This window comes from Psychrobacillus sp. PGGUH221 (assembly GCF_042055255.1).
GTDB lineage: Bacteria > Bacillota > Bacilli > Bacillales_A > Planococcaceae > Psychrobacillus.
This window is the reverse complement of sequence record NZ_JAQMHQ010000005.1, coordinates 248890-268899: the sequence shown is the minus strand read 5'-3', so window position 1 is coordinate 268899 and position 20010 is coordinate 248890. Positions and strand designations below refer to the sequence as shown.

General features: G+C 36.3%; 23 protein-coding genes and 1 pseudogene. 15 read left to right on the top strand and 9 right to left on the bottom strand.

From position 1 onward, the window contains the following. Nucleotides 1-104: 104 nt before the first annotated feature. The 4 genes from PGC35_RS10585 to PGC35_RS10570 all read left to right on the top strand — a co-directional run bounded on the left by PGC35_RS10585 (nucleotide 105) and on the right by PGC35_RS10570 (nucleotide 4758). The gene (locus tag PGC35_RS10585; RefSeq protein ID WP_375219131.1) at nucleotides 105-944 is read left to right on the top strand and encodes a pentapeptide repeat-containing protein; all 840 of its coding nucleotides are present in this window, start codon (nucleotides 105-107) and stop codon (nucleotides 942-944) included. A gap of 328 nt (nucleotides 945-1272) precedes the next feature. Beyond that, nucleotides 1273-2238, top strand: a complete 966-nt coding sequence (locus PGC35_RS10580) for a quinone oxidoreductase family protein (protein ID WP_375219130.1) — start codon at nucleotides 1273-1275, stop codon at nucleotides 2236-2238. 134 nt (nucleotides 2239-2372) lie between these two features. Then, the gene (locus tag PGC35_RS10575; RefSeq protein ID WP_375219129.1) at nucleotides 2373-3005 is read left to right on the top strand and encodes an FMN-dependent NADH-azoreductase; all 633 of its coding nucleotides are present in this window, start codon (nucleotides 2373-2375) and stop codon (nucleotides 3003-3005) included. A gap of 145 nt (nucleotides 3006-3150) precedes the next feature. Continuing rightward, nucleotides 3151-4758: a thiamine pyrophosphate-binding protein gene (locus tag PGC35_RS10570; protein ID WP_375219128.1), complete on the top strand. Its 1608-nt coding sequence runs from the start codon at nucleotides 3151-3153 to the stop codon at nucleotides 4756-4758. A 65-nt stretch (nucleotides 4759-4823) separates the two neighbouring features. Here PGC35_RS10570 and PGC35_RS10565 read toward each other — a convergent pair whose 3' ends face one another. Next, nucleotides 4824-5108: a YiaA/YiaB family inner membrane protein gene (locus PGC35_RS10565; protein WP_053591444.1), complete on the bottom strand. Its 285-nt coding sequence runs from the start codon at nucleotides 5106-5108 to the stop codon at nucleotides 4824-4826. 128 nt (nucleotides 5109-5236) lie between these two features. Continuing rightward, a complete protein-coding gene (locus PGC35_RS10560) occupies nucleotides 5237-6019 on the bottom strand; it encodes an ABC transporter substrate-binding protein (RefSeq protein WP_375219127.1) in 783 nt (260 codons plus the stop codon). Nucleotides 6020-6186: 167 nt separating this feature from the next. Here PGC35_RS10560 and PGC35_RS10555 point away from each other — a divergent pair, with 167 nt between their 5' ends. Continuing rightward, nucleotides 6187-7875: a glycoside hydrolase family 13 protein gene (locus PGC35_RS10555; protein ID WP_375219175.1), complete on the top strand. Its 1689-nt coding sequence runs from the start codon at nucleotides 6187-6189 to the stop codon at nucleotides 7873-7875. Nucleotide 7876: 1 nt separating this feature from the next. Further along, the gene (locus PGC35_RS10550; RefSeq protein ID WP_375219126.1) at nucleotides 7877-8770 is read left to right on the top strand and encodes an ROK family protein; all 894 of its coding nucleotides are present in this window, start codon (nucleotides 7877-7879) and stop codon (nucleotides 8768-8770) included. A gap of 205 nt (nucleotides 8771-8975) precedes the next feature. Here the strand turns inward: PGC35_RS10550 and PGC35_RS10545 are convergent, their stop codons facing one another. From PGC35_RS10545 to PGC35_RS10530, 4 genes are all read right to left on the bottom strand, one after another. Beyond that, nucleotides 8976-10256, bottom strand: a complete 1281-nt coding sequence (locus tag PGC35_RS10545) for a glucose-6-phosphate isomerase (RefSeq protein WP_375219125.1) — start codon at nucleotides 10254-10256, stop codon at nucleotides 8976-8978. A 182-nt stretch (nucleotides 10257-10438) separates the two neighbouring features. Continuing rightward, entirely contained in the window at nucleotides 10439-10588 is a 150-nt protein-coding gene (locus PGC35_RS10540) for a hypothetical protein (RefSeq protein WP_172794361.1), read from the bottom strand. Nucleotides 10589-10711: 123 nt separating this feature from the next. Further along, the gene (locus PGC35_RS10535; protein ID WP_375219124.1) at nucleotides 10712-11740 is read right to left on the bottom strand and encodes a PTS sugar transporter subunit IIC; all 1029 of its coding nucleotides are present in this window, start codon (nucleotides 11738-11740) and stop codon (nucleotides 10712-10714) included. Between the two features lie 365 nt (nucleotides 11741-12105). Continuing rightward, nucleotides 12106-12654, bottom strand: coding sequence for a GNAT family N-acetyltransferase (locus tag PGC35_RS10530; protein ID WP_375219123.1), 549 nt, complete (start codon nucleotides 12652-12654; stop codon nucleotides 12106-12108). A gap of 246 nt (nucleotides 12655-12900) precedes the next feature. Between PGC35_RS10530 and PGC35_RS10525 the strand changes: the two genes are divergently transcribed. Beyond that, the gene (locus PGC35_RS10525; RefSeq protein ID WP_375219122.1) at nucleotides 12901-13278 is read left to right on the top strand and encodes a nuclear transport factor 2 family protein; all 378 of its coding nucleotides are present in this window, start codon (nucleotides 12901-12903) and stop codon (nucleotides 13276-13278) included. 64 nt (nucleotides 13279-13342) lie between these two features. Here PGC35_RS10525 and PGC35_RS10520 read toward each other — a convergent pair whose 3' ends face one another. The 3 genes and pseudogenes from PGC35_RS10520 to PGC35_RS10510 all read right to left on the bottom strand — a co-directional run bounded on the left by PGC35_RS10520 (nucleotide 13343) and on the right by PGC35_RS10510 (nucleotide 13824). Further along, on the bottom strand, nucleotides 13343-13552 hold the full coding sequence (locus PGC35_RS10520; protein ID WP_375219121.1) for a hypothetical protein: 210 nt from the start codon (nucleotides 13550-13552) through the stop codon (nucleotides 13343-13345). A gap of 6 nt (nucleotides 13553-13558) precedes the next feature. Next, a pseudogene (locus tag PGC35_RS10515) lies at nucleotides 13559-13609 on the bottom strand (hypothetical protein); the annotation flags it as partial. Nucleotides 13610-13662: 53 nt separating this feature from the next. Then, nucleotides 13663-13824 carry a hypothetical protein gene (locus PGC35_RS10510; RefSeq protein WP_375219120.1) on the bottom strand — a complete coding sequence of 54 codons (162 nt, stop codon included), beginning with the start codon at nucleotides 13822-13824 and terminating at the stop codon, nucleotides 13663-13665. Nucleotides 13825-13967: 143 nt separating this feature from the next. On the opposite strand from PGC35_RS10510, the gene PGC35_RS10505 reads away from it, so the two are divergent. The 8 genes from PGC35_RS10505 to clpP all read left to right on the top strand — a co-directional run bounded on the left by PGC35_RS10505 (nucleotide 13968) and on the right by clpP (nucleotide 20007). Beyond that, the gene (locus tag PGC35_RS10505; RefSeq protein ID WP_375219119.1) at nucleotides 13968-14540 is read left to right on the top strand and encodes a tetratricopeptide repeat protein; all 573 of its coding nucleotides are present in this window, start codon (nucleotides 13968-13970) and stop codon (nucleotides 14538-14540) included. Further along, the gene (locus tag PGC35_RS10500) at nucleotides 14541-15332 is read left to right on the top strand and encodes a GNAT family N-acetyltransferase (protein ID WP_375219118.1); all 792 of its coding nucleotides are present in this window, start codon (nucleotides 14541-14543) and stop codon (nucleotides 15330-15332) included. Between the two features lie 24 nt (nucleotides 15333-15356). After that, nucleotides 15357-15710, top strand: coding sequence for a hypothetical protein (locus tag PGC35_RS10495; RefSeq protein ID WP_375219117.1), 354 nt, complete (start codon nucleotides 15357-15359; stop codon nucleotides 15708-15710). A 418-nt stretch (nucleotides 15711-16128) separates the two neighbouring features. Beyond that, nucleotides 16129-17322, top strand: coding sequence for a nucleoside transporter C-terminal domain-containing protein (locus PGC35_RS10490; protein WP_056830746.1), 1194 nt, complete (start codon nucleotides 16129-16131; stop codon nucleotides 17320-17322). 121 nt (nucleotides 17323-17443) lie between these two features. Further along, nucleotides 17444-17815, top strand: coding sequence for a DoxX family protein (locus tag PGC35_RS10485; protein ID WP_375219116.1), 372 nt, complete (start codon nucleotides 17444-17446; stop codon nucleotides 17813-17815). Nucleotides 17816-17959: 144 nt separating this feature from the next. Continuing rightward, nucleotides 17960-18517: an isochorismatase family protein gene (locus PGC35_RS10480; protein ID WP_375219115.1), complete on the top strand. Its 558-nt coding sequence runs from the start codon at nucleotides 17960-17962 to the stop codon at nucleotides 18515-18517. A gap of 77 nt (nucleotides 18518-18594) precedes the next feature. Next, on the top strand, nucleotides 18595-19416 hold the full coding sequence (locus tag PGC35_RS10475; RefSeq protein ID WP_375219114.1) for an RNA polymerase sigma factor: 822 nt from the start codon (nucleotides 18595-18597) through the stop codon (nucleotides 19414-19416). Between the two features lie 15 nt (nucleotides 19417-19431). Next, the gene (gene clpP / locus PGC35_RS10470) at nucleotides 19432-20007 is read left to right on the top strand and encodes an ATP-dependent Clp endopeptidase proteolytic subunit ClpP (RefSeq protein ID WP_056830739.1); all 576 of its coding nucleotides are present in this window, start codon (nucleotides 19432-19434) and stop codon (nucleotides 20005-20007) included. Nucleotides 20008-20010: the final 3 nt, after the last annotated feature.

Here is a 20010-nt window from a genome sequence, read left to right as displayed (position 1 = left end):
CAATCTAACCTTCTCCTAATTAGAATAGGAATAATTTTACTTCCTATATACATCTCCTAAATGTATTATTTATATGGTACAAACTAATAAAGGAAGTGTAGATATTGTCTAAACATATATCAATAAACGACAATATTAAAAATAAATTAAAAGCTGATTGTGGAAACTGTTTTGGACTGTGTTGCGTAGCTTTACCTTACGCAAAATCAGCTGATTTTCCATTGGATAAAGACGGAGGTACTCCTTGTTCCAACTTGCAATCCGATTATCGCTGTGGAATACATCAAAACCTTAGAAATGAAGGATATAAAGGCTGTACAGTTTATGAATGCTTTGGCGCAGGGCAAAAAGTATCCCAGTTCACATATAAAGGGAATGATTGGAGAGATAATCCTTCAACCGCTAAGGAAATGTTCGATGTCTTTCCTATCATGCAGCAACTTCATGAAATACTTTTGTATTTAAGTGAAGCGCTTTGTCGAGAGGAGACAAAGCCTATATATAGAGATTTAGAAGAGGCTTTGGAAAAAACGGAGGAACTTACTCATTTGCCTCCTCAATCAATTTTAACTATTGATGTCCATGCCCACAGAGCGGCTGTTAACGAGTTCCTTTTGCGAACAAGTGAACTTGTAAGATCTAAAGCTCCAATAAAGAAGCAGAAAAAGATTGGTCGGGGAATAGAGCTATTAGGAGCAAACTTAAGAGGAGCAGATCTTAGAGGAGCAAATCTTAGAGGTGCGTTTCTTATTGCGGCAAACTTGCAGAATTCGGATTTGAGGATGTCTGATTTTATCGGAGCAGACTTGAGAGACGCTGACATAAGTGGTGCAAATTTAACGGGAAGTATTTTTCTTACTCAAGCACAAATAAACGCTGCAAAAGGAGATAGCAATACTAAGTTACCATCCTCCTTAAAGACACCTTTTCATTGGACTAATTAAACAAATAATAGAGTGGTTGCTTTGTGAGGAATTTCTGAAAATAGTCAACACTCGTCAAATAAAAGGGAGCTTACATAGAAATAGGACAGCATCTATTTTTTAATTATCTCAAAAGCAGAATATAGCCGTAAGATTACCGAAAAGAAGGGTTGGTCGTGATGGAAGTTACGAACAACCCTTCAAAAAATTCTACGTTAATGATGTGGGAATATTGTTTTCAAAGGGAGCGATTAGCTCTTTTTTTTTTACCGAAAAGACCCATTAGTTGTTTCTAATTCTTAGTTCATTTAATATTATTTTTAAAATTAATCTAACGAGGAGCGTTCACATGAAAGCACTGATCTTTGAGGAGTTTGGTGGACCGGAAGTACTGCAATATAAAGAAGTTTCTGACCCTATCATGAAAGAAAATGAACTATTGATAAGAATGAAAGCGATTGGATTGAACTTTGCTGATATATACAGAAGAAAAGGAAATTATCATCTTGCAGGTCAGCCTCCATATATCTTGGGGTACGAAGGGGCGGGTGTAGTGGAGCAAGTAGGAAAGGATGTAACGACCTTGAAGGTTGGTGATCGAATTGCTTTTGCAGATGTCCCATTTGCTAATGCTGAATTGGTCACCGTTCCAATAGATAAAGTTATACCGTTACCGATTGATATTTCCTTTGAAACAGCTGCTTCAGTTTTACTCCAGGGCTTAACCGCCCATTATTTAACGAAAGATAGTTACAAAATTACAGCGAATGACACTATACTTGTGCATGCAGCTGCAGGTGGAGTTGGTCAAAATCTTATACAAATAGGTAAGCTTTTAGGAGCAAAAGTTATCGGGCTAACCTCCTCAGTAGAAAAATCAAAAGCTGCATCCACGGCAGGAGCAGATTTTGTGTTTTTATATAGCGAAGATTGGATTGAACAAATCAAAGACGTAACAAACGGTCTAGGGGTAGATGTGGTTTATGAATCAGTCGGTTCTACCTTATTAGAAAGTTTTGAGGCTACAAAAGTAGGTGGAACAGTCGTATTTTATGGTATGTCGGGTGGCAATCCTGCTCCGATAGATCCGAGAATGCTAATGGATACTTCTAAAACACTTACAGGTGGGGATCTTTGGAACGTTCTAACTTCATTTGAGGAAAGAAAAATTCGTTCAACACAGCTATTTGAGTGGATTAAAGATGGGAAAATAAAAGTGAATGAACCGACAACGTACTCATTACAGGATGGTGCTCAAGCGCACGCCCTCTTAGAAAGTAGAATAAGTGTCGGGAAGATTTTATTAATACCTTAAAACAAAGTAATTGTGAAATGTATGTGACATTTTATAATAAAATTATTTATCTTGAAATCGAAGTAGTTTACAATCTAATAGACTATCTGTTAATATATCGTATGTTATCAATATAATTTTTGGAGGAATAACAAGTGAATATATTAGTAGTAAAAGCAAATAACCGTCCAGCTGCTGAAGCTGTTTCAAGTAAAATGTACGAAACATTTATGGAAAATATCGAAGGTGCAAATGTAACCACTATTGATGTATTTAAAGAAGATATGCCTTACTTCGGTCAAGATCTTTTCAATGCTTTTGGAAAAGTTCAAAACGGTGAAGAATTAACTGACTTAGAAGCACGTCTTTTAGCTGCAAAACAAAAAGCTATGGACGCATTAACTGCTGCTGATGTAGTAGTATTCGCATTCCCTTTATGGAACTTAACAATTCCAGCACCATTACAAACGTTTATCGATTATGTGTACCAAGCTGGTTTCACATTCAAATATAGCGAAGAAGGTCAATTAGTAAGCTTAATGACTGATAAAAAAGCCGTTATTTTAAATGCACGTGGTGGCATTTACTCTTCTCCAGAAGCTGCACCAATGGAAATGTCTGCAAACTACATTAAAAATGTTGTAGGTGGCGTATTCGGTATGCAAATTACGGATGAAGTTATTATTGAAGGGCACAATGCAATGCCTGACAAAGCAGAAGAAATTATTGCAGCTGGTTTAGAAAAAGTAAGAGTAGTTGCTCAAAACCTTTCTAAACAATTAGTATAAATATAATTATGAACTTATAAAAAACGTTCACAAGTCTAATGATGACTAGTGAACGTTTTTTTATATTTACAGGTCAAATGTTTATCCCATTTATATAAGGGAAAATACTTGATAATTAAATTGTTAAAAGGAGAGGTAATTTTGTATGGGTAAAACTGTTGCCGAGGTTGTAGTGGATCAACTGTCTTTATTGGGGGTTAAGCGAATTTACGGAGTTGTTGGGGATGCTATTATCGGGTTATTGGATGCCCTGGACAAACAGGAGAAGATTCAGTTTATCCCTGTGAAGCATGAGTCGGTTGCGGCATTTATGGCATCTGCTGAAGCTAAGCTAACGGGAAGACTTGCGGTTTGTACGGCTACGATGGGACCAGGGGCAGCAAATTTACTGAATGGCCTTGGGGATGCTTATTCGGATAAAGCACCTGTGCTAGCACTGTCGGGCCAGGCACCACTAAATAAAATAGGTACAGACTATCAGCAATATGTTGATCAACAAGAACTGTTTAAACCATTTGCCACTTTTTCCGCAAATCTTGCTAGTGAGGATGCAATTGTGGATCTACTCGTCAAAGCGTCCCAAATTTCCTTAGAACAGCGAACGGTCACACATATATCAATTCCAAAGGATTTATTTCAAATAGAAACAAATAAGAAACCTCGAAAGTTACCGTCTGTGATAGAAGGAACAACCTCTTTTCAAATAGAAGATTTAAAAGAAATAACGGAAGTAATGAAATCGGCAAAAAAACCTATGATTCTTGCTGGAGCAGGAGCTGTAAATGGATCTTCGTCTCTTGAAGAGCTTGCTAAAGCTTGGGGAGCAGGCATATTGGTAAGTCTAGGAGGAAAAGGAGTATTTAAGGAAGATACGCCACAACTTCTACAAGGGATCGGGGAAGGGGGAAATCCTCATGCAGCTGATGTATTCAAGGAAACTGATGTCGTTCTACTAGCAGGAGTGACATGGTGGCCAGAGGGCTATGTGCCTACAAATGCAAAGATTATTCAAATTGATACCCATTTTGAAAATGCTACAAAAGGTATTCCAGTTGAAATGGGTGTTAAAGGCAAAGTAGAGCATGTGGTTCCACTACTTTTACAAAGCTTAGTAGACTATCAGACGAATACCGAGTGGTTATCTCATATCGAAGAAACGAAAAGAAAATGGTCCAAACAAAACGAAGAAGAAGGTAAAAAATCTGGTTTCCCTGTCTCTCCTTCTCGCATTGTCCGAGCTATTGAAAAAACAATCGCTGAAGATGCGGTACTAACATTGGACACAGGAGATGTAACGGTTTGGTTTAACCGTAATTTCCGTCCTAATAGTCAGAGAGTATTATTTTCAGGCTATTGGCGCTCCATGGGCTTTGGACTTCCAGCTGCCATTGCCGCAAAACTGGAACAGCCTGAAAAGCAAGTGGTTGCTGTTGTAGGGGACGGTGGTATAGAGATGACGTTGGCTGATCTTCTAACTGCAACTCGCTATAACTTGGATATCACAGTAATCGTATTTAACAATGGTTCTTTACAAATGGAAATAGATAAAATGCAAGCAGCTGGAGATAGAGAACTAGGTACACAATTAACGAATCCAGACTTCGTTAAAGTGGCGGAAGCATGCGGGTGGACTGGTCTCCGAGCAGAAATAGATAGTGAATTAGAAACAATTCTCGAACAAGCAATTAGAACAAATGGTCCGACCTTAGTTGATATTCCAACCGCTCAGGAGTTCTTTCCAGAAACAAAGTGAAGCTGTAAAAAGAATAAAAACAAATAAAGTCCTGTGTTCAACTCGCACAGGACTTTTCATTAAAATTATGATTCTTTCGCATTTGAAGGGGCTCTTACACCAAGTCGTTCTTGTTCTTGCTCTGCAAGAATTTCGTTGTCTTCTGCGTTATCGCGAGTGACTTTTTGTGTAAGTATTGCTCCAACTGCCACTAATATCATTACGGCGATATAATATCCCTTTTCATTGAGCTCTAAATTATCTGCATTATAAAGACCGATGCTAAACATGAAGACGCCAGCGAATAAAGTAAAATAGGATAATACCGTGAATGCCATTGTATTACGCCTTCTATACCTTCTATTATTCATAAAAATCTCCTTTCTTCATTTCTAATATATATTCAGTAGTAAGGAAAAATTACCCTTTATCTTTAATTTACAGGAAAGACGTTTTTCAAACAAGATGTTTTGTAAAGAAAGAAATCATTAAAAATTGCTTATATATTTTCAATTAATTCCTTGAAATATGAACCAGCAGTAACCATCTTCGCACCATACCAAAACATTTCTCCATCAACTAAAATTATTTTCGTGTTCGGAAGAAACGATTGAAATTCTGCTACATGTTTTTCTTGGAAAGGAAACGGTTCGGATGCCAAAAAAAGAACGTCAAGGTTAGCCTTTGCAAATTCTTCCTTTGATACTGCAGGATATCTGGAACCAACTTTTTCAAATGGATTATGAAAACCAAGCGTATGTAAAACATCATTAATATAGGTAGTTCCACCAACAACCATATAAGGCTTCCGCCAAATGACATATGCTGCTTTTTTCTTTTCGTTACCAGGAACTACAGGGAATGAAAATTTACATGAGGTTATAAGCTCTTCTGCTTTTTGTTCTCTATTAGTAAGTGCCCCCAATGTTCTTATAAAACGATATGCATCCTTGATTGACTGTACTTCTAAAACAAATACTGGTGCAATTTTTTCTAAAGCTTGCACAATCTCTTTTGTATTTTCTTCCTTTTCAGCTAGAATCAAATCAGGTTGTAATTCCCGTATTTTTTCTTCGTTTACTTCTTTTGTACCTCCCACTATTTCTACTTTTTCCACCTTCTTTTGAGGGAAAATGCAATATTTCGTACGGCCGATTATTTCATTTTCTAAACCTAAAGCAAATAATGTTTCTGTAATCGCAGGACAAATGGAAACAATGCGGTTGGGGGAAGAGGTGACCTTCACTTCTCTTCCAAGATGATCAGTTAATAAATTAGTCATTACATTTCTCCTATTCTTTAAAAATATATAACTTCATACTTCGATATCCTCTAAAAATTGTCCTCTAAATCATACAATACTATTCTATCGTAACAATATAATGCAAGCGCTTGCATTCTAGTTGTGGAAAGATTAGAATATTTCTAACACTTGGTAAAAATGGGATGGTGAAAGAAATGGAGCCTTGGTGGAAGCGTAGTGTCGTCTATCAAATTTATCCAAGAAGTTTTATGGATTCCAACGGTGATGGAGTCGGTGATTTACAAGGTATTATCTCAAAAATGGATTATTTGAAGAAACTAGGTATAGGTATTATTTGGCTGAGTCCAGTCTATGATTCTCCTAATGATGATAATGGCTATGACATTCGAGACTATCAAACGATCATGCAAGAGTTTGGAACAATGCAGGATTTTGAACAGCTGATTGAGGAAGCGAAACAAAGAGATATTCGAATTGTGATGGATCTAGTTGTGAACCATACTTCAGACGAGCATGCATGGTTTGTTGAATCGCGTTCATCAAAGGATTCTAACTATCGCGATTATTATATTTGGAGGGATGGTAAAGGGGCACAACCTCCAAATAATTGGGGCTCTATATTTTCGGGACCGGCATGGGAAAAGGATGAATTGACAGACTCTTATTACCTTCATTTATTCTCGAAAAAACAGCCAGATTTAAATTGGGGACACGAGCCGCTTCGAAATGATATTTTTGATATGATGACGTTTTGGTTAGAAAAAGGAATTGGCGGCTTTCGGATGGATGTTATTAACTTTATTTCAAAGGACGAGAAACTTCCTGACGGAGAGATTCACCATGAACAAGGATATGGTGATGGAAGTACTTATTTTATGAATGGGCCAAAAATTCATACATATCTACGGGAAATGAATGAGAAGGTTTTAAGTCGTTATGATGTATTAGCTGTAGGAGAAATGCCTGGAGCTTCAACAGAAGATGCTCGAATCTATACAAATCCAGAAAACCAAGAAGTGAATATGATCTTTACATTTGAGCATATGAATTTAGATAGTGGCCCTAATGAGAAATGGGATGTTCGACCATTAGAATTAGTAGCATTAAAACGGAACCTCGAAAAATGGCAGCATGCACTGCATGAAGTAGGGTGGAACAGTCTTTATTGGAATAATCATGACCAACCTCGAGTCGTTTCCCGTTTTGGTGAAGATGGTGCATTTCGAGAAGTATCAGCTAAAATGTTGGCTATTTGTCTTCATATGCTTCAAGGGACACCTTATATATACCAGGGTGAAGAGTTAGGAATGACAAATGTAAAGTTTGATAGTTTAAGTGAGTATCGTGATATTGAAACGCTGAATATGTATAAGGAAAAGCGCCAGCAGGGGATTGCTCATGATACAATTATGTCTAGTATTTATGCAAAGGGTAGAGATAACGCACGTACGCCAATGCAGTGGACATCTAATGGAGGTTTTACGACGGGTACACCATGGATTCGGATGAATACGAATACTTCTTTTATTAATTCGGAACAAGCCATTGCAGACCCATCATCCATTTTTTATACGTATCAAAGGCTAATCCAATTAAGGAAAATACATGCTATTATCACGCATGGAAGCTTTCAATTATTGTTACCTGATCACCCGGATCTGTTTGTATACAAACGACAAACAGCCGAAGAAGAATGGCTAATTGTAAACAATTTTTCAGAGAAAACAAACCAACTTGTGTGGAAGGAATGTAACCTTCCTCAAACCAAAGGAAACATTATGATAGCTAACTATGATTCTCCTAAGTTAGAGGGAGATATGGTTGAAGTACGTCCTTACGAGTCATTTGTGATTGCTTTTGAAAGGGGAAAGTAGATTGAAGAAAGTTCTTGGTGTTGATATTGGAGGAACAAAAATAAGAATTGGTGTTGTATGTGAATCTGGTAAAGTTATAGAGGATACAACTATTCCAACTGTTTTACCGCTATATCCTTATTTAGAAGAGCAAGTGTTAAAGATGATGGAGAATTATCCCGATTTATTAGGGATCGGAATAGGTACTAGAGGAATGGTCGACGCCAAAACGGGAGTTGTAACCTTTGAGACAGAACTTGAAGGCTGGCAAGGTACCCCTGTAAAAGCTCAACTGGAGGCAGCAACAGGTTTACGTGTGGAGATTAACAATGATGCAAATTGCGCTGCGCTTGCAGAAGGAAAACTTGGTGCAGCAAAAGACTTCAAAAGAGTAGTTTGTTTAACAGTAGGAACTAAACTTGGAGGCGGCTTCGTTTTTGATGGAAACGTGGAAAACGGAGTACATGGTGGAGCAGGAGAAGTAGGTCACTTAATCTTATATCCGCATGGCCTACTTTGTGGCTGTGGTAGACAGGGATGCAGTGAACAATATGTCTCTGGTACTGCATTAAAAAGATTAATAGAAGAGGAAAATGTCATCGATCCTGATACAGGGAAACTGGTAATATCCCATCTACTGTTTCGTCTAGCATCTACAGGACTTTCAAGTGCTATAACAGTACGTGATCGATTTCTTTCGGATTTTGCAATTGTTATATCTAATCTCCAAGCAGTGTTAGATATGGATTGCGTTGTAATTGGCGGAGGGGTTGCAGATTCGGCTGATGATTGGTGGGAGAACCTGCTTACTATGGTAGAACCACTTAAACTAAAACCATTAGAAATAAAGCGTGCCAATTTTGGAAATGAAGCAGGAATGCTTGGAGCGGCCATGCTTGTTATGGATATGATTTAATAGAAAAAACGTTTTGTCCATTGGGTGCAAAACGTTTTTTATTCGGTATCGGATGGCTAAGAAGAAAAATCGGGCGGTTGACCCGAATAATCGGATGGTTCATCAGTAAAATCGGATGGTTTGACCGAATATTCGGATGGTCTACTCATATCTTCCTTTATCAAAAAAAGTAGTGCAACCATTTATTGGTGTGCACTACTTTTTTTCAATATCCAGGTTTCTTAAGTATTTTAAACATATTTGTTTTATACCCTTCTACTCCTGGTTGGTTAAATGGATTGATGTCGAGTAAGTATGCACTATACGCACAGGCCATCATATAAAAATATAATAAGTGGCCAAGATTACGCTCATCTATTTGTTCCATTGTAATAGTGATTTGGGGAACTCCGCCATGCAAATGAGCAGATGCTGTTGCTTCGTGACATGCAGCATTAAATTCATGAAGTGTAAGGCCACTTAAATAATTCAGTTCGTCCCCGTCATTTTCTGCTTCAAAAACAGTCAAATCAACATCCGTCTTTTCAACCATTAAAAATGTTTCGAACAACATACGTTTACCGTCTTGAATGTATTGACCTAGGGAATGCAGATCCGTTGAATAAAGAACAGACGAAGGGTAGATTCCTTTCCCTTCTTTTCCTTCACTTTCTCCGAATAATTGTTTCCACCATTCTTGTACATATTTTAACTTCTCGTCAAAAGTTGCCAAGATTTCGACAGGATAGCCCTTATCATATAAATGCTTGCGGATAACAGCATATTGAATTGCACGATTCGATTTTGTATCAAATTTAGCAAATTCCTCTTCTGCTATTTTTGCGCCATTGATCAGTTGATCGATATCGAAACCTGCAGCGGCAATTGGTAACAAACCAACCGCCGTCAAAACGGAATAGCGACCTCCAATACTATCAGGTACTACATAACGTTGATATCCTTTTTCTACTGCCAGTGTAAGCAAAGCACCTTTTTCTTGGTCAGTTGTGACGATGATACGTTTTGCAGCTTGATCGCCATATCGTTTTTCCATGTACTGTTGTAAAAAACGAAATGCGATTGCGGGTTCGGATGTCGTTCCTGATTTTGAAATGACGTTCAATGTAACATCTTTATCGTCTAAATATGTCATTAATTGCTTTAAATATTCACCACTTACTAGGTGTCCAGCGAAGATTACTTCTGTCTCTTTAGTTTTTTGAAATGGTGTAGATAACGCTTCTATTACTGCTTTCGATCCTAAGTAAGATCCTCCAATACCTATGACAACCAACACATCGGAATGAGAACGAATTCGCTCAGCGGTTTCTTTTATATCGTTTAAAAAATCTTGGCTCAAAGTGCTCGGCCAATCTAACCAACCTAAAAAATCTGCACCTTCTGAAGATTTCGTTTGAATTCCTTTATGTATTGCTTCCAATTTGTTTTCTAATTCAGGTGTAATGAGCTCAAGGTAGTCTCCAGAATAATTTATGGAAATATTCATGCTTATCCCCTTTATACATCATATTTTTCTAACTTTTATTTTACCATTGTTTAGAAAATAAATCGCTCATATTGATTTATTTCAAAGGAGAGAGGAGAAGAAGTTAGGGACATACACCAAAAACAATTAAACCAACCAAAAAAATCACATTTTGCGTTAACGCAGAATGTGATTTTTTCTTCTTAAAACATCGGGAAAATATATGAAATTAGGAACCAAAGAACACCAAAGAAGATAATGAGATAAGCAGCATATTTAATAAATGTCGCACCTACTAAACCAGTATCTGTTTTTTCTTCCCGATGGACTTCTACACGTTTTTCTTCATCCATTTCTCTTCACTCCATCCCTGTATATTCTTGTAATCTACATACCCTGTAAATACCAATGTAAACAAATAAAAGCACACATTTGGTAATCTACCAAAATGTGTGCTTTGTAATGTAACATCATATTTATTGAACTTCCATATGCAAATCACCAGTTTTAGCTAGTCCTTTAACTTTTAACAAATGATACACGGAAAGAGAAATAAGAGCTGGCAAAACTACTCCTAATACAAGGTACATCAGGAGAACACCTATACCTTGATTAGCCAAGATATTAAGAGGAGCAATAAAAGAATTTAGTCCAAGTCCAGCTAAAGTGTATGGAACCTGGAAGTTAAAAACCAATATGGTGATTGGTGCACAAATAACAGAAGCAAGAAATGGACCAATAACAAGTCTTGGGTTTTTAACAATATTCGGAACTTGGACTTTAGGTGTTAAAAAAGACTGCGCAATATTTGCACCAAGATCATTTTGTTTCCATGACATCGCTGTCCACCCTGCAAACTGAGCAGTACATCCAATTAATGCAGCTGCGCTGGAAACAGGATCGAGTTGTAATGCAATTGCAATTGCAGCAGATGAAGCAGGGGACATAAGGAAAATACTCCAAACAAGTGCGATAACAATTGAACCCATAAGAGGGGAACCTGTTACAGAATTCGCTATAAATCTACTTAATGATTCTAATAGTGGAGTTGTTACTGCGGCTAAACCAACACCTGCGACACCTCCAATCAGTATAGATGCGAATGGGATAGCTAGCATATCTAACTTTGTCTTACCGGCAATGCGTTTTCCAACCCAGATAGCAACAACTGCAGCCAAAACGGCGCTAATCGGTTGTCCTGTAGTGAGTACCCAGGTACCCTCTGCACTAAGGTGCAAAGCATTAGCACCTACAGTACTACAAGCCATCGCACTAAATATCACTAATGTATTTCCGCCAAGTTGGTAGGCGATACCAGCTCCGATAGCAGGAGCTAACATAAGCTGTGCAGCCTTTCCAATGACTAAAAAGCCCTCCCAACCTGTAAATGATCCAAATGTTTCTATAAGAAGACCGATCCCTAGAGTGACAAGAACTGCATTTGCTAATCCTTGGGAACCCTTGTACATTCGGTCGACCAAATATTCTTTTGTCGACTGCTTCATTATGTATTCCTCCTAATATATAGTATTAAATATATCGAGAATCATTAAAAAATAAAAAGCCCTTATCAAGGACCAGCACGCTAAACTATTGATTGGCTGTTGCCACATTAACTTAATTGATTTCTCTAATATCGTCTTCGTGTTGTCTATTATCCATGATGTCTGTTTCTCTCTTATGAAATTGTTATAATACTAATATAATTATTATTTTTAGTCAATATCAATTTTTTCTAAATTTTATAAATAGCACGTATTTGGCAATTTGGCTAACTACGTACATTCAGCTTTATCAGCGAGTAGTGTAACAGTAATGATCAATTAAAGTCAAAAACTGGTTAGATCATTTACTAACCAGTTTTTAATATTCAAATTCCTATTTTAAGTTGTTCCCATTCTTCCCTCAAAATACCCATGCGGATTGAATCGTAATATTCTCCATTGTAAAATCTCACTTTACGGATTCGTGCTTCCATTGTCATACCTAGTTTTTCTCCTACACGTATCATCCGCTCATTACCTGACCATGTTGTAAATCCAACACGAACTAAAGGTATAGTGCTAAATAAATGCTCTGCCCAAAGTTTTAAAGCACGTGTCCCCAAACCTTTTCCCCAATTAGCCGATCCGTGAAAAACAATCCCCATCTCTAGCCATTTAGAAGGCTCATGCTCCCAGTAATATGAAACAGTACCGCAGGTTAAGCCTGCAACTTCAATTACCCACATATTTTCACTTTGTACAAATGAATCGGCTTTTTCCATAAACGCTTCGAATGAGATAACCTTATGCTCAAAATACGGTGCATCCCATTTTTTCCATTCGGGTGCCTCATCTTTATAAATTAGTTCCCAAAGTCTTGGTAAATCTCCCTTTTGTATAGGTCGTAAAATTAACTCTTCATCTTGATAAAACATGCAATTCCTCTTTTCTTTTCAAGTTTTAAAATGAAGGGAATCGAATTGAAAAGAGTAGGCGAATGCCAATTACTTTTCAATCACCATTTGAAAGTTTTTCATTTTTAACACTCCTCTCGTTATATAAATTTATTATAATATAAAAGTAAAATTAGTTAAAATTGGAAAAGAACTAAAAGAAAAAGGAATTACTAAAAGTTCATCGAATGACTTATACGGTGAAATTTTTTTGTTGGGAGGATGAACATGGAAGTAATACAAAAAGTCATAGAGGAATATTTTAAGTCTTGGAATGATGGATTTAAAAGTAAAGATGGAGATGGGATCAGGCTGTTTATGTCTGAAAACTTTGTTGGCTATTGGGCTCATTCAAACCTCGATCAACCAGATCGATATGATTATAACTATGATTTAAACAGTGTATTAGAGCAGTATGGTAATGCAGAAAAAAGTTTTGTGCCTGTTTCTGTGTCAGAACGAAAAAATGGGGAGGAGTTTTTAATCATGGGAAGAGAAACAAACAGGATTGATGGTAAACCTTATTCGGCTCAATGCATGTTTGTTTGGAGAAAAGAAAAAGATAACTGGAAACTATTGCGCGAATATATTGAGTTAGAGAGGTAGTAAGTCTGGTTAGAAAAAGGCATGTATTATATTAAACACATGCCTTTTTCATAAAGATAATAATCTATTGATTGGTTGTTTTTAAAGCTTCACATAATTCCTCTATAGAGTTTACTATTACTCCATTTTGTTTAATCAAACCAATGACAAACAGGTTTCGATACATAAATTGGTTTTCTGTTCCATCGGCTACTAATGCATCGACTTTTTTTATATTGTCTCTTCCTTGTTGTCGAGTATCAGTATAAAGTCCAAAAATAGGACGATTTAGCATGGAAAATGCTCCAATTTCAGCAGCCACACCAGCATCTATTTCAACTCCATCAATAATAGCTACTAAAAAGTCGCTGTTCTTTAAAGCTTCTATGTCTGCATTTGCAATTGCTAAACTTCTGCGTAAGCCGATTTGTCATTTATCGCCAAGTTTTCTTGTGGTACATATAAGTCCACGCCTGGGATTGCTACTCGAACTTCTTTAGCTACCAATTCATTGACTAATCTATCCCCTAAACCAAATAACCCATTTGCTAAATAACCTTTTGTCATCATCATTCCTCCAATTCATCGTTAATATTGTAGAGGAAGTTATATAAAGCAAAAGGACATCATACACTTTTTGCCGAATTAATGTCTGATTGCATTTTTTCTTATTATCTCGTATCAAAAGCTCAAAGAGGGTGTGAAAATGGATGAACTTGTATGATTTGAAAAATGAACTATTATTACTAAACGATTTAATATATTTTGACGAAAATGAATTCCTTAGAGAGAAATGTGCTGATGAGAAGGTGCTAAAAAAAATAATTGAAAAGTTTGAGGAAAAGCTTGAAACAATATCGAATTACAAACTAGAGGATCAAATTTTTATTTATGGAAGTATAGGCAATTTATATAGAATTACTGGAAATACAACGTCGGCAATTGAATGTCTAGAATATGCTGTTTCATTAAGCGAAGAGAATAAAAAGATAGCCAATATAATTCGACTTGGGGAAGCGTTAAAATATGATGGACAACATGATTTGGCATTAAAAAAGTTTGAACAAGCCATTAATATGTGTACGTTGGATTTAAATTATACTACCCTATTAGACTTTGCTTATCAGCATAAAGGAAAGTGTCTTTTAGAATTAGGGCAGCCGATTATGGCTTTGGATAATTTTCAACAAGCATTGTCATTAAGGCAAGTAAAAGGGGACCCATCTTTAATTGAATCCACTCAAAAGGCTGTTAAATTTACAAAGCAATTTGGAGGTATTTAAATGAGACTATCAATAATTGAGCAAGCAGAAATTCAAACCTTAGCATCCAGATTGGATGCTATTCAATCGATAGAAGGTAATCCAATGGGCGTTCATCAATTGATAAAGGGAAAAACGCATGCTTTTTCTGTTAAAAAAATTCCTGGTCCGGCTTTTAATACAGTTCGAGGGTTAAACGAATTGGATTTACTACACTTAGAGGAAATTTTTCGATTTTATAAAGATCTTTCCATGAACTTTAGAATAGAAATAACACCTGAAAATAGCTCGGATCCATTATTCCGTGCATTAACTGAACATGGTTATTATCAATCTGGTTTTCATAATTCATTTATCGGTGAAACAGTTAATTTAAAGGGACAGAGCCAACAATCAGAGGTGGAGATACGTCCATTGTTGAAAGATGAGTTTGATTTATTCGCTTCAATTTATGTACAGGCTTTTGGTCTTCCCGGTTTTACTCAAGATGGTATAAAGCAAAATAATAAGGTTTTATTTGATGTACCTGGTTGGGATTTTTTTGCTGCATATGTGAATGATGTGCCTGCTGGAATTGCTGTTTTGTTTATCAAAGATGGAATTGGAACATTGGCAGCCGCTGCAACTTTGCCAGAATATCGGCGAAAAGGTGTACAAGCAGCTTTACTTCACAAGCGGATACAAGTTGCTATGGAAAAAGGAGCAAAATATATTGTAAGTGAGACATCTTTTGGAAGTGCTAGCCATCGAAATATGGAAAGGATAGGTATGAAATTAGCTTATACCAAAGCTTTATGGAGTAAATTCCGATAAAGAGGTGATTAAATGAACGGATAAGTGAATACAAAGACTTTAGGGGTAGTAGTAGGTACGACGACTATCATTGGAGCGATAGGATTTGGAATATTGTACTTTATAGGAATGAGTTTATCAACAGCATTAAAAACAAGTAATGATTATTCATCATCCGATAAATTAGCTATATTAATCCTAATGATACTATTGCTTCTGTTTGGTTTAATCACTGGAATTGGTTCATTTTTTCTTAAAAATAAACCTTGGAAATTTATTTATACTGGATTATGTTTAACGCTTGGTTTTGGCTTGATTGGTTTTAAAAATGAACTTTTCATTATGTTCATCGGAATTATTTATTTAGTTTTAGGACATTTAGCAAGCAAGAATAAATAGGAAGAAATTTTAGGTCACTGAAAAATTCGGTGACCTATTGTCATTGTCTTAATCAGTATGAGAAAAAGAATTTTGTTCATACTATTTTATATGCAAGAACTTTTTAAAAATAATATTTATTTGCGAATCTTTGTATTAATTTTTCAATTTCGAATTCGAGATAATCACTTGCTTATGAGAAAGGGAAAGGGTAGTATAAATAAAATCTTTCTTGTATCCACTTGGATTTTTTGGGTCAATCATTTATAGCTGAAGATAGAGAAGCTTAGAATACTTGAAGTTTGATTAAATATGAATAAGGGAAGGGGTAGGTATAAACTACTCTTTCTATTTTAAAGCCCCTATTTTTTATTTTTTTCATTCAACGGAAATAATGAAAAATAAGGGCTAGTTAATTTAACAACTAGGAGTTGCTTGGATGTATTTTTTATTGAATGTTATAGGTATTATTGTGGTACTTGGTCTTGTTTATTTATGTTCTCCAAGTAAGAAAGAAGTTAGATGGAGACCGATTATTTCCATATTAATTGTTGAACTTCTTGTTACAGCATTTATGTTAGGAACAAATATCGGTGGTTGGGTCATCAATAAAATTGCCGATTTCTTTATATGGCTAATCGAATGTGCTAATGAAGGAATCGCTTTTGTTATTCCATCTGCCTTTGGAAATGAATCTGTGGATTTTTTAGTTAGTGCATTGCTTCCGATTATTTTCGTCGTAACCTTTTTTGATATACTTTCTTACTTTGGTATTTTAACTTGGCTGATTGATAAAGTTGGTTGGGTCATATCAAAAATATCAGGGCTACCGAAATTAGAGAGTTTTTACTCCATTCAAATGATGTTCCTAGGAAATACGGAAGCCTTAGCTGTTATAAGAAACCAGCTAGCAGTATTAAAGGATAACCGTTTACTTACTATAGGGATCATGAGTATGAGTTGTATCAGTGGATCCATAATAGGTGCCTATTTAACAATGCTCCCAGCCGAGTATGTTTTTAGTGCCATTCCGTTAAACTGTTTAAACGCACTTCTCATTGTCAGCTTACTAAATCCAATAACTGTGACAAAAGAAGAAGATATTATTTATACACCACCTAAATCAGAGAAAAAGGATTTCTTCTCTACTATTTCGAACAGTATGATGGTTGGTATGAACATGGTAATCGTAATCGCAGCAATGCTTATTGGATACGTTGCTTTAACTGCTGCGGTAAATGGAATATTAGGTGTGTTCGTGGATGGTCTGACTATCCAAAAAATATTTGGTGTAATTTTTAGTCCATTTGCCTTGTTGCTTGGCTTACCAATGCAAGAAGCTATGTATGTTGCGGAGCTGATGGGGACAAAATTAGCGACAAATGAATTCGTTGCCATGGTAGACTTAAAAGATCAATTACAAACGTTGTCACCGCATACCGTAGCTGTAGCTGCGACATTCTTAACGTCGTTTGCGAATTTCAGTACGATTGGTATGATTTATGGATCATACAATTCCCTATTGTCAGAAGGAAAGTCCGCTATTATAGGTAGAAACGTTTGGAAACTTCTTGTCAGCGGAATCGCTGTTTCCTTATTAAGTGCTGCAATTGTAGGTTTATTTGTTTGGTAATAAAACCACATTAACTAAACGTAAAAAGACTCGAATTTTTTCGAGTCTTTTTTTGTATAAAAAAGTTTTCGTATATTAGTTCCTTCAAGCATATATAAAGTAATAAAGGAGGGATGTGAAAATGGGAATTATATCAATTATTTTGCAGGTTTTATTAGGTTTCTCGTTTTTGATTGCTGGATACGGTAAAGTAACTGGCTCGAAGATGCATGTTCAAAACTTTAATCATTGGAAGTTGCCACAGTGGTTCCGCGTTGTTACCGGTATTGTTCAATTAGCAGGGGCATTGGCATTATTTATCGGAATTTTGGCGCATAGCTGGGCAGCTGTTGGAGCGCTGATAATTGGGATCACAGCCATTGGTGGAATTTTGACACATCTGCGCGTGAAGGATTCTTTCAAACAAACATCCACGATTTTATTTCTAGGCATATTAGCGTTCATTATATTTTTCATTAACTTTAGTCATTTATCCAACTTTCCTGGATTCTAAGAAAGCTCATTTTAAAGAAGAGGATGAATTTCATCCCTTCTTTTTTTATGAGTTCAAATAAAAAGGTAAATGATTGAAAATGGTCGAATAAAATAAACAGGTTGCAAATGAAGACCTATTTGAATTAGAAAAGGAGTGTTTCTATTGAAACAAGCTTTATTGATCATCGATGCTCAGCAAGAATTGATTGAAGGGAATCAAAATGAAAAAAGTGTATTCAAGAAAAAAGAGCTAGTTGCTAACATTAACTTAGTGATATCAAAAGCTTTAGAATCTAATGCAATCGTATTATTTGTCCGAGACACGGATGTTTCGGAGGGAAAAGGGGAAGGCTTTCAAATACATTCGGATATTACCATTCCATTAGATGTAAAAATATTTGATAAGGCAGCTACTAATTCGTTTCACGGAACAGGACTAAAAAATTACTTAGAGGAAAATGCGATCAAACATGTCGTTATTATGGGGTGTAAGACCGAACACTGTATTGACACCGCGGTTAGAACTGCAACAGTAAATAATATGGATGTAACGTTAGTTGGGGATGGGCATTCTACAAACGATTCCACGATCCTTTCAGCAGAACAAATCATTAACCATCATAATAAAATACTTCATGGTCATTATAATGTTGAACATTTTTCCGTTGTACGAAGTGCGCATGAAGATTTGTTTCAACCGACACATGATACGTATCGATAAATTTTTTTTAAGCCGTACCTTTTAGCTCCCTTTTTCCGTTTATATAAGTGAAAGACAAATTTTTAGGAGGGATAAACATGCGGCCGCTTGTTGAAAAAACTCCCATTGAAATGAATGATGAATTTGAGATGGCAATCGAGCCTTACTTGCTCGATTTAAAAAAGTATTGTCTATCCCTTACGAATACCAAATGGGACGGGGAAGATCTAATGCAGGAGACCCTTGTAAAAACGTATGAAAGCTGGTTGAAAATGCCTAAACAAATAGCGAAGGCTTATTTGTATCGGATAGCTTCTAATGCGTGGATTGATAAATATCGTAAACGAAAAATAGAAGAAGACATGTATCAAGATGTAACCAATATTAAATTAAATGATGATGAACCTCATACAGAATCAATAACACCGACGATTAATCGATTACTCAACGAGTTGACAGCCAAACAACGGACAGTCGTATTGTTAGTATTTGGTTTTGGTTACACTGTAAAAGAAACAGCTAACCTTCTTTATTCTAGTGAAGGGTCTATAAAAGCTGCCCTTCATCGTGCTCGTAAAAACTTAAAACAGCTAGTCCGACAAGAACCCCTTTACGAGCTTGAAGAAGAATGTACTATTCCATATATAGATGCTTTAAAAAATGGAAGTCCTGACACCGTCTTACGACTTTATCAAGAAGAAATACAAGCTCCGTTCATGCAAGCTCAAACTAATGAGCTAAAATGTAATTCAATCCCAGTGGTACAATCTTTTGTGGGTAGCGGTACTCCTTATGTGCTTATCTCGATTCCAAAGAAAAATGGTGGAGTCCTAATGGTTCCTTTTTATCAATTAGAGCTATCGACCTTGCTGTCGCAAATAGCTTGGATGGAGCAAAAAGAGCTTTTAGCAGTAGCCTAAAGAAGGAGTTATTAAATGTCTAATCTTATTCCATATGTGGTGGAGCAAACAAGTCGCGGAGAGCGTTCCTATGATATTTACTCTAGATTATTGAAAGACCGAATTATTTTCCTTGGCTCAGAAATCAATGATGTAGTTGCAAATAATATTGTGGCACAAATGCTGTTTCTAGAAGCAGAGGATCCAGAAAAGGATATTTCATTGTATATTAATAGTCCAGGTGGATCGGTAAGTGCCGGCTTTGCTATTTACGATACTATGCAGATTATTAAACCTGATGTTCGGACTATTTGTACAGGGTTGGCAGCATCTTTTGGTGCAACGATACTCGTTGCAGGTACAATAGGAAAACGCTTTGCCTTACCGAACAGTGAAATTATGATTCATCAGCCGCTTGGAGGAGCGCAAGGTCAAGCAAGTGATATTGAAATTAGTGCTAGACGTATCCTCCTGATGAAAGAGCGGATCAACCGCATTTTTTCAGAACGAACAGGCCAATCAATCGACAAAATTGCAAAAGACTCAGACCGTGATTATTTCATGACAGCAGAAGAAGCGGTGAATTACGGTATAATCGATCAAATTATTTAAACA

Bases quoted from the DNA above. Each gene is read 5' to 3' on its own strand.
- PGC35_RS10580 (WP_375219130.1), top strand. From the start codon at position 1,273: ATGAAAGCACTGATCTTTGAGGAGTTTGGTGGACCGGAAGTACTGCAA.
- PGC35_RS10570 (WP_375219128.1), top strand. From the start codon at position 3,151: ATGGGTAAAACTGTTGCCGAGGTTGTAGTGGATCAACTGTCTTTATTG.
- PGC35_RS10565 (WP_053591444.1), bottom strand. From the start codon at position 5,108: ATGAATAATAGAAGGTATAGAAGGCGTAATACAATGGCATTCACGGTA.
- PGC35_RS10560 (WP_375219127.1), bottom strand. From the start codon at position 6,019: ATGACTAATTTATTAACTGATCATCTTGGAAGAGAAGTGAAGGTCACC.
- PGC35_RS10545 (WP_375219125.1), bottom strand. From the start codon at position 10,256: ATGAATATTTCCATAAATTATTCTGGAGACTACCTTGAGCTCATTACA.
- PGC35_RS10540 (WP_172794361.1), bottom strand. From the start codon at position 10,588: ATGGATGAAGAAAAACGTGTAGAAGTCCATCGGGAAGAAAAAACAGAT.
- PGC35_RS10535 (WP_375219124.1), bottom strand. From the start codon at position 11,740: ATGAAGCAGTCGACAAAAGAATATTTGGTCGACCGAATGTACAAGGGT.
- PGC35_RS10530 (WP_375219123.1), bottom strand. From the start codon at position 12,654: ATGTTTTATCAAGATGAAGAGTTAATTTTACGACCTATACAAAAGGGA.
- PGC35_RS10525 (WP_375219122.1), top strand. From the start codon at position 12,901: ATGGAAGTAATACAAAAAGTCATAGAGGAATATTTTAAGTCTTGGAAT.
- PGC35_RS10520 (WP_375219121.1), bottom strand. From the start codon at position 13,552: ATGCTAAATCGTCCTATTTTTGGACTTTATACTGATACTCGACAACAA.
- PGC35_RS10510 (WP_375219120.1), bottom strand. From the start codon at position 13,824: ATGACAAAAGGTTATTTAGCAAATGGGTTATTTGGTTTAGGGGATAGA.
- PGC35_RS10505 (WP_375219119.1), top strand. From the start codon at position 13,968: ATGAACTTGTATGATTTGAAAAATGAACTATTATTACTAAACGATTTA.
- PGC35_RS10500 (WP_375219118.1), top strand. From the start codon at position 14,541: ATGAGACTATCAATAATTGAGCAAGCAGAAATTCAAACCTTAGCATCC.
- PGC35_RS10490 (WP_056830746.1), top strand. From the start codon at position 16,129: ATGTATTTTTTATTGAATGTTATAGGTATTATTGTGGTACTTGGTCTT.
- PGC35_RS10485 (WP_375219116.1), top strand. From the start codon at position 17,444: ATGGGAATTATATCAATTATTTTGCAGGTTTTATTAGGTTTCTCGTTT.
- PGC35_RS10475 (WP_375219114.1), top strand. From the start codon at position 18,595: ATGCGGCCGCTTGTTGAAAAAACTCCCATTGAAATGAATGATGAATTT.
- clpP (WP_056830739.1), top strand. From the start codon at position 19,432: ATGTCTAATCTTATTCCATATGTGGTGGAGCAAACAAGTCGCGGAGAG.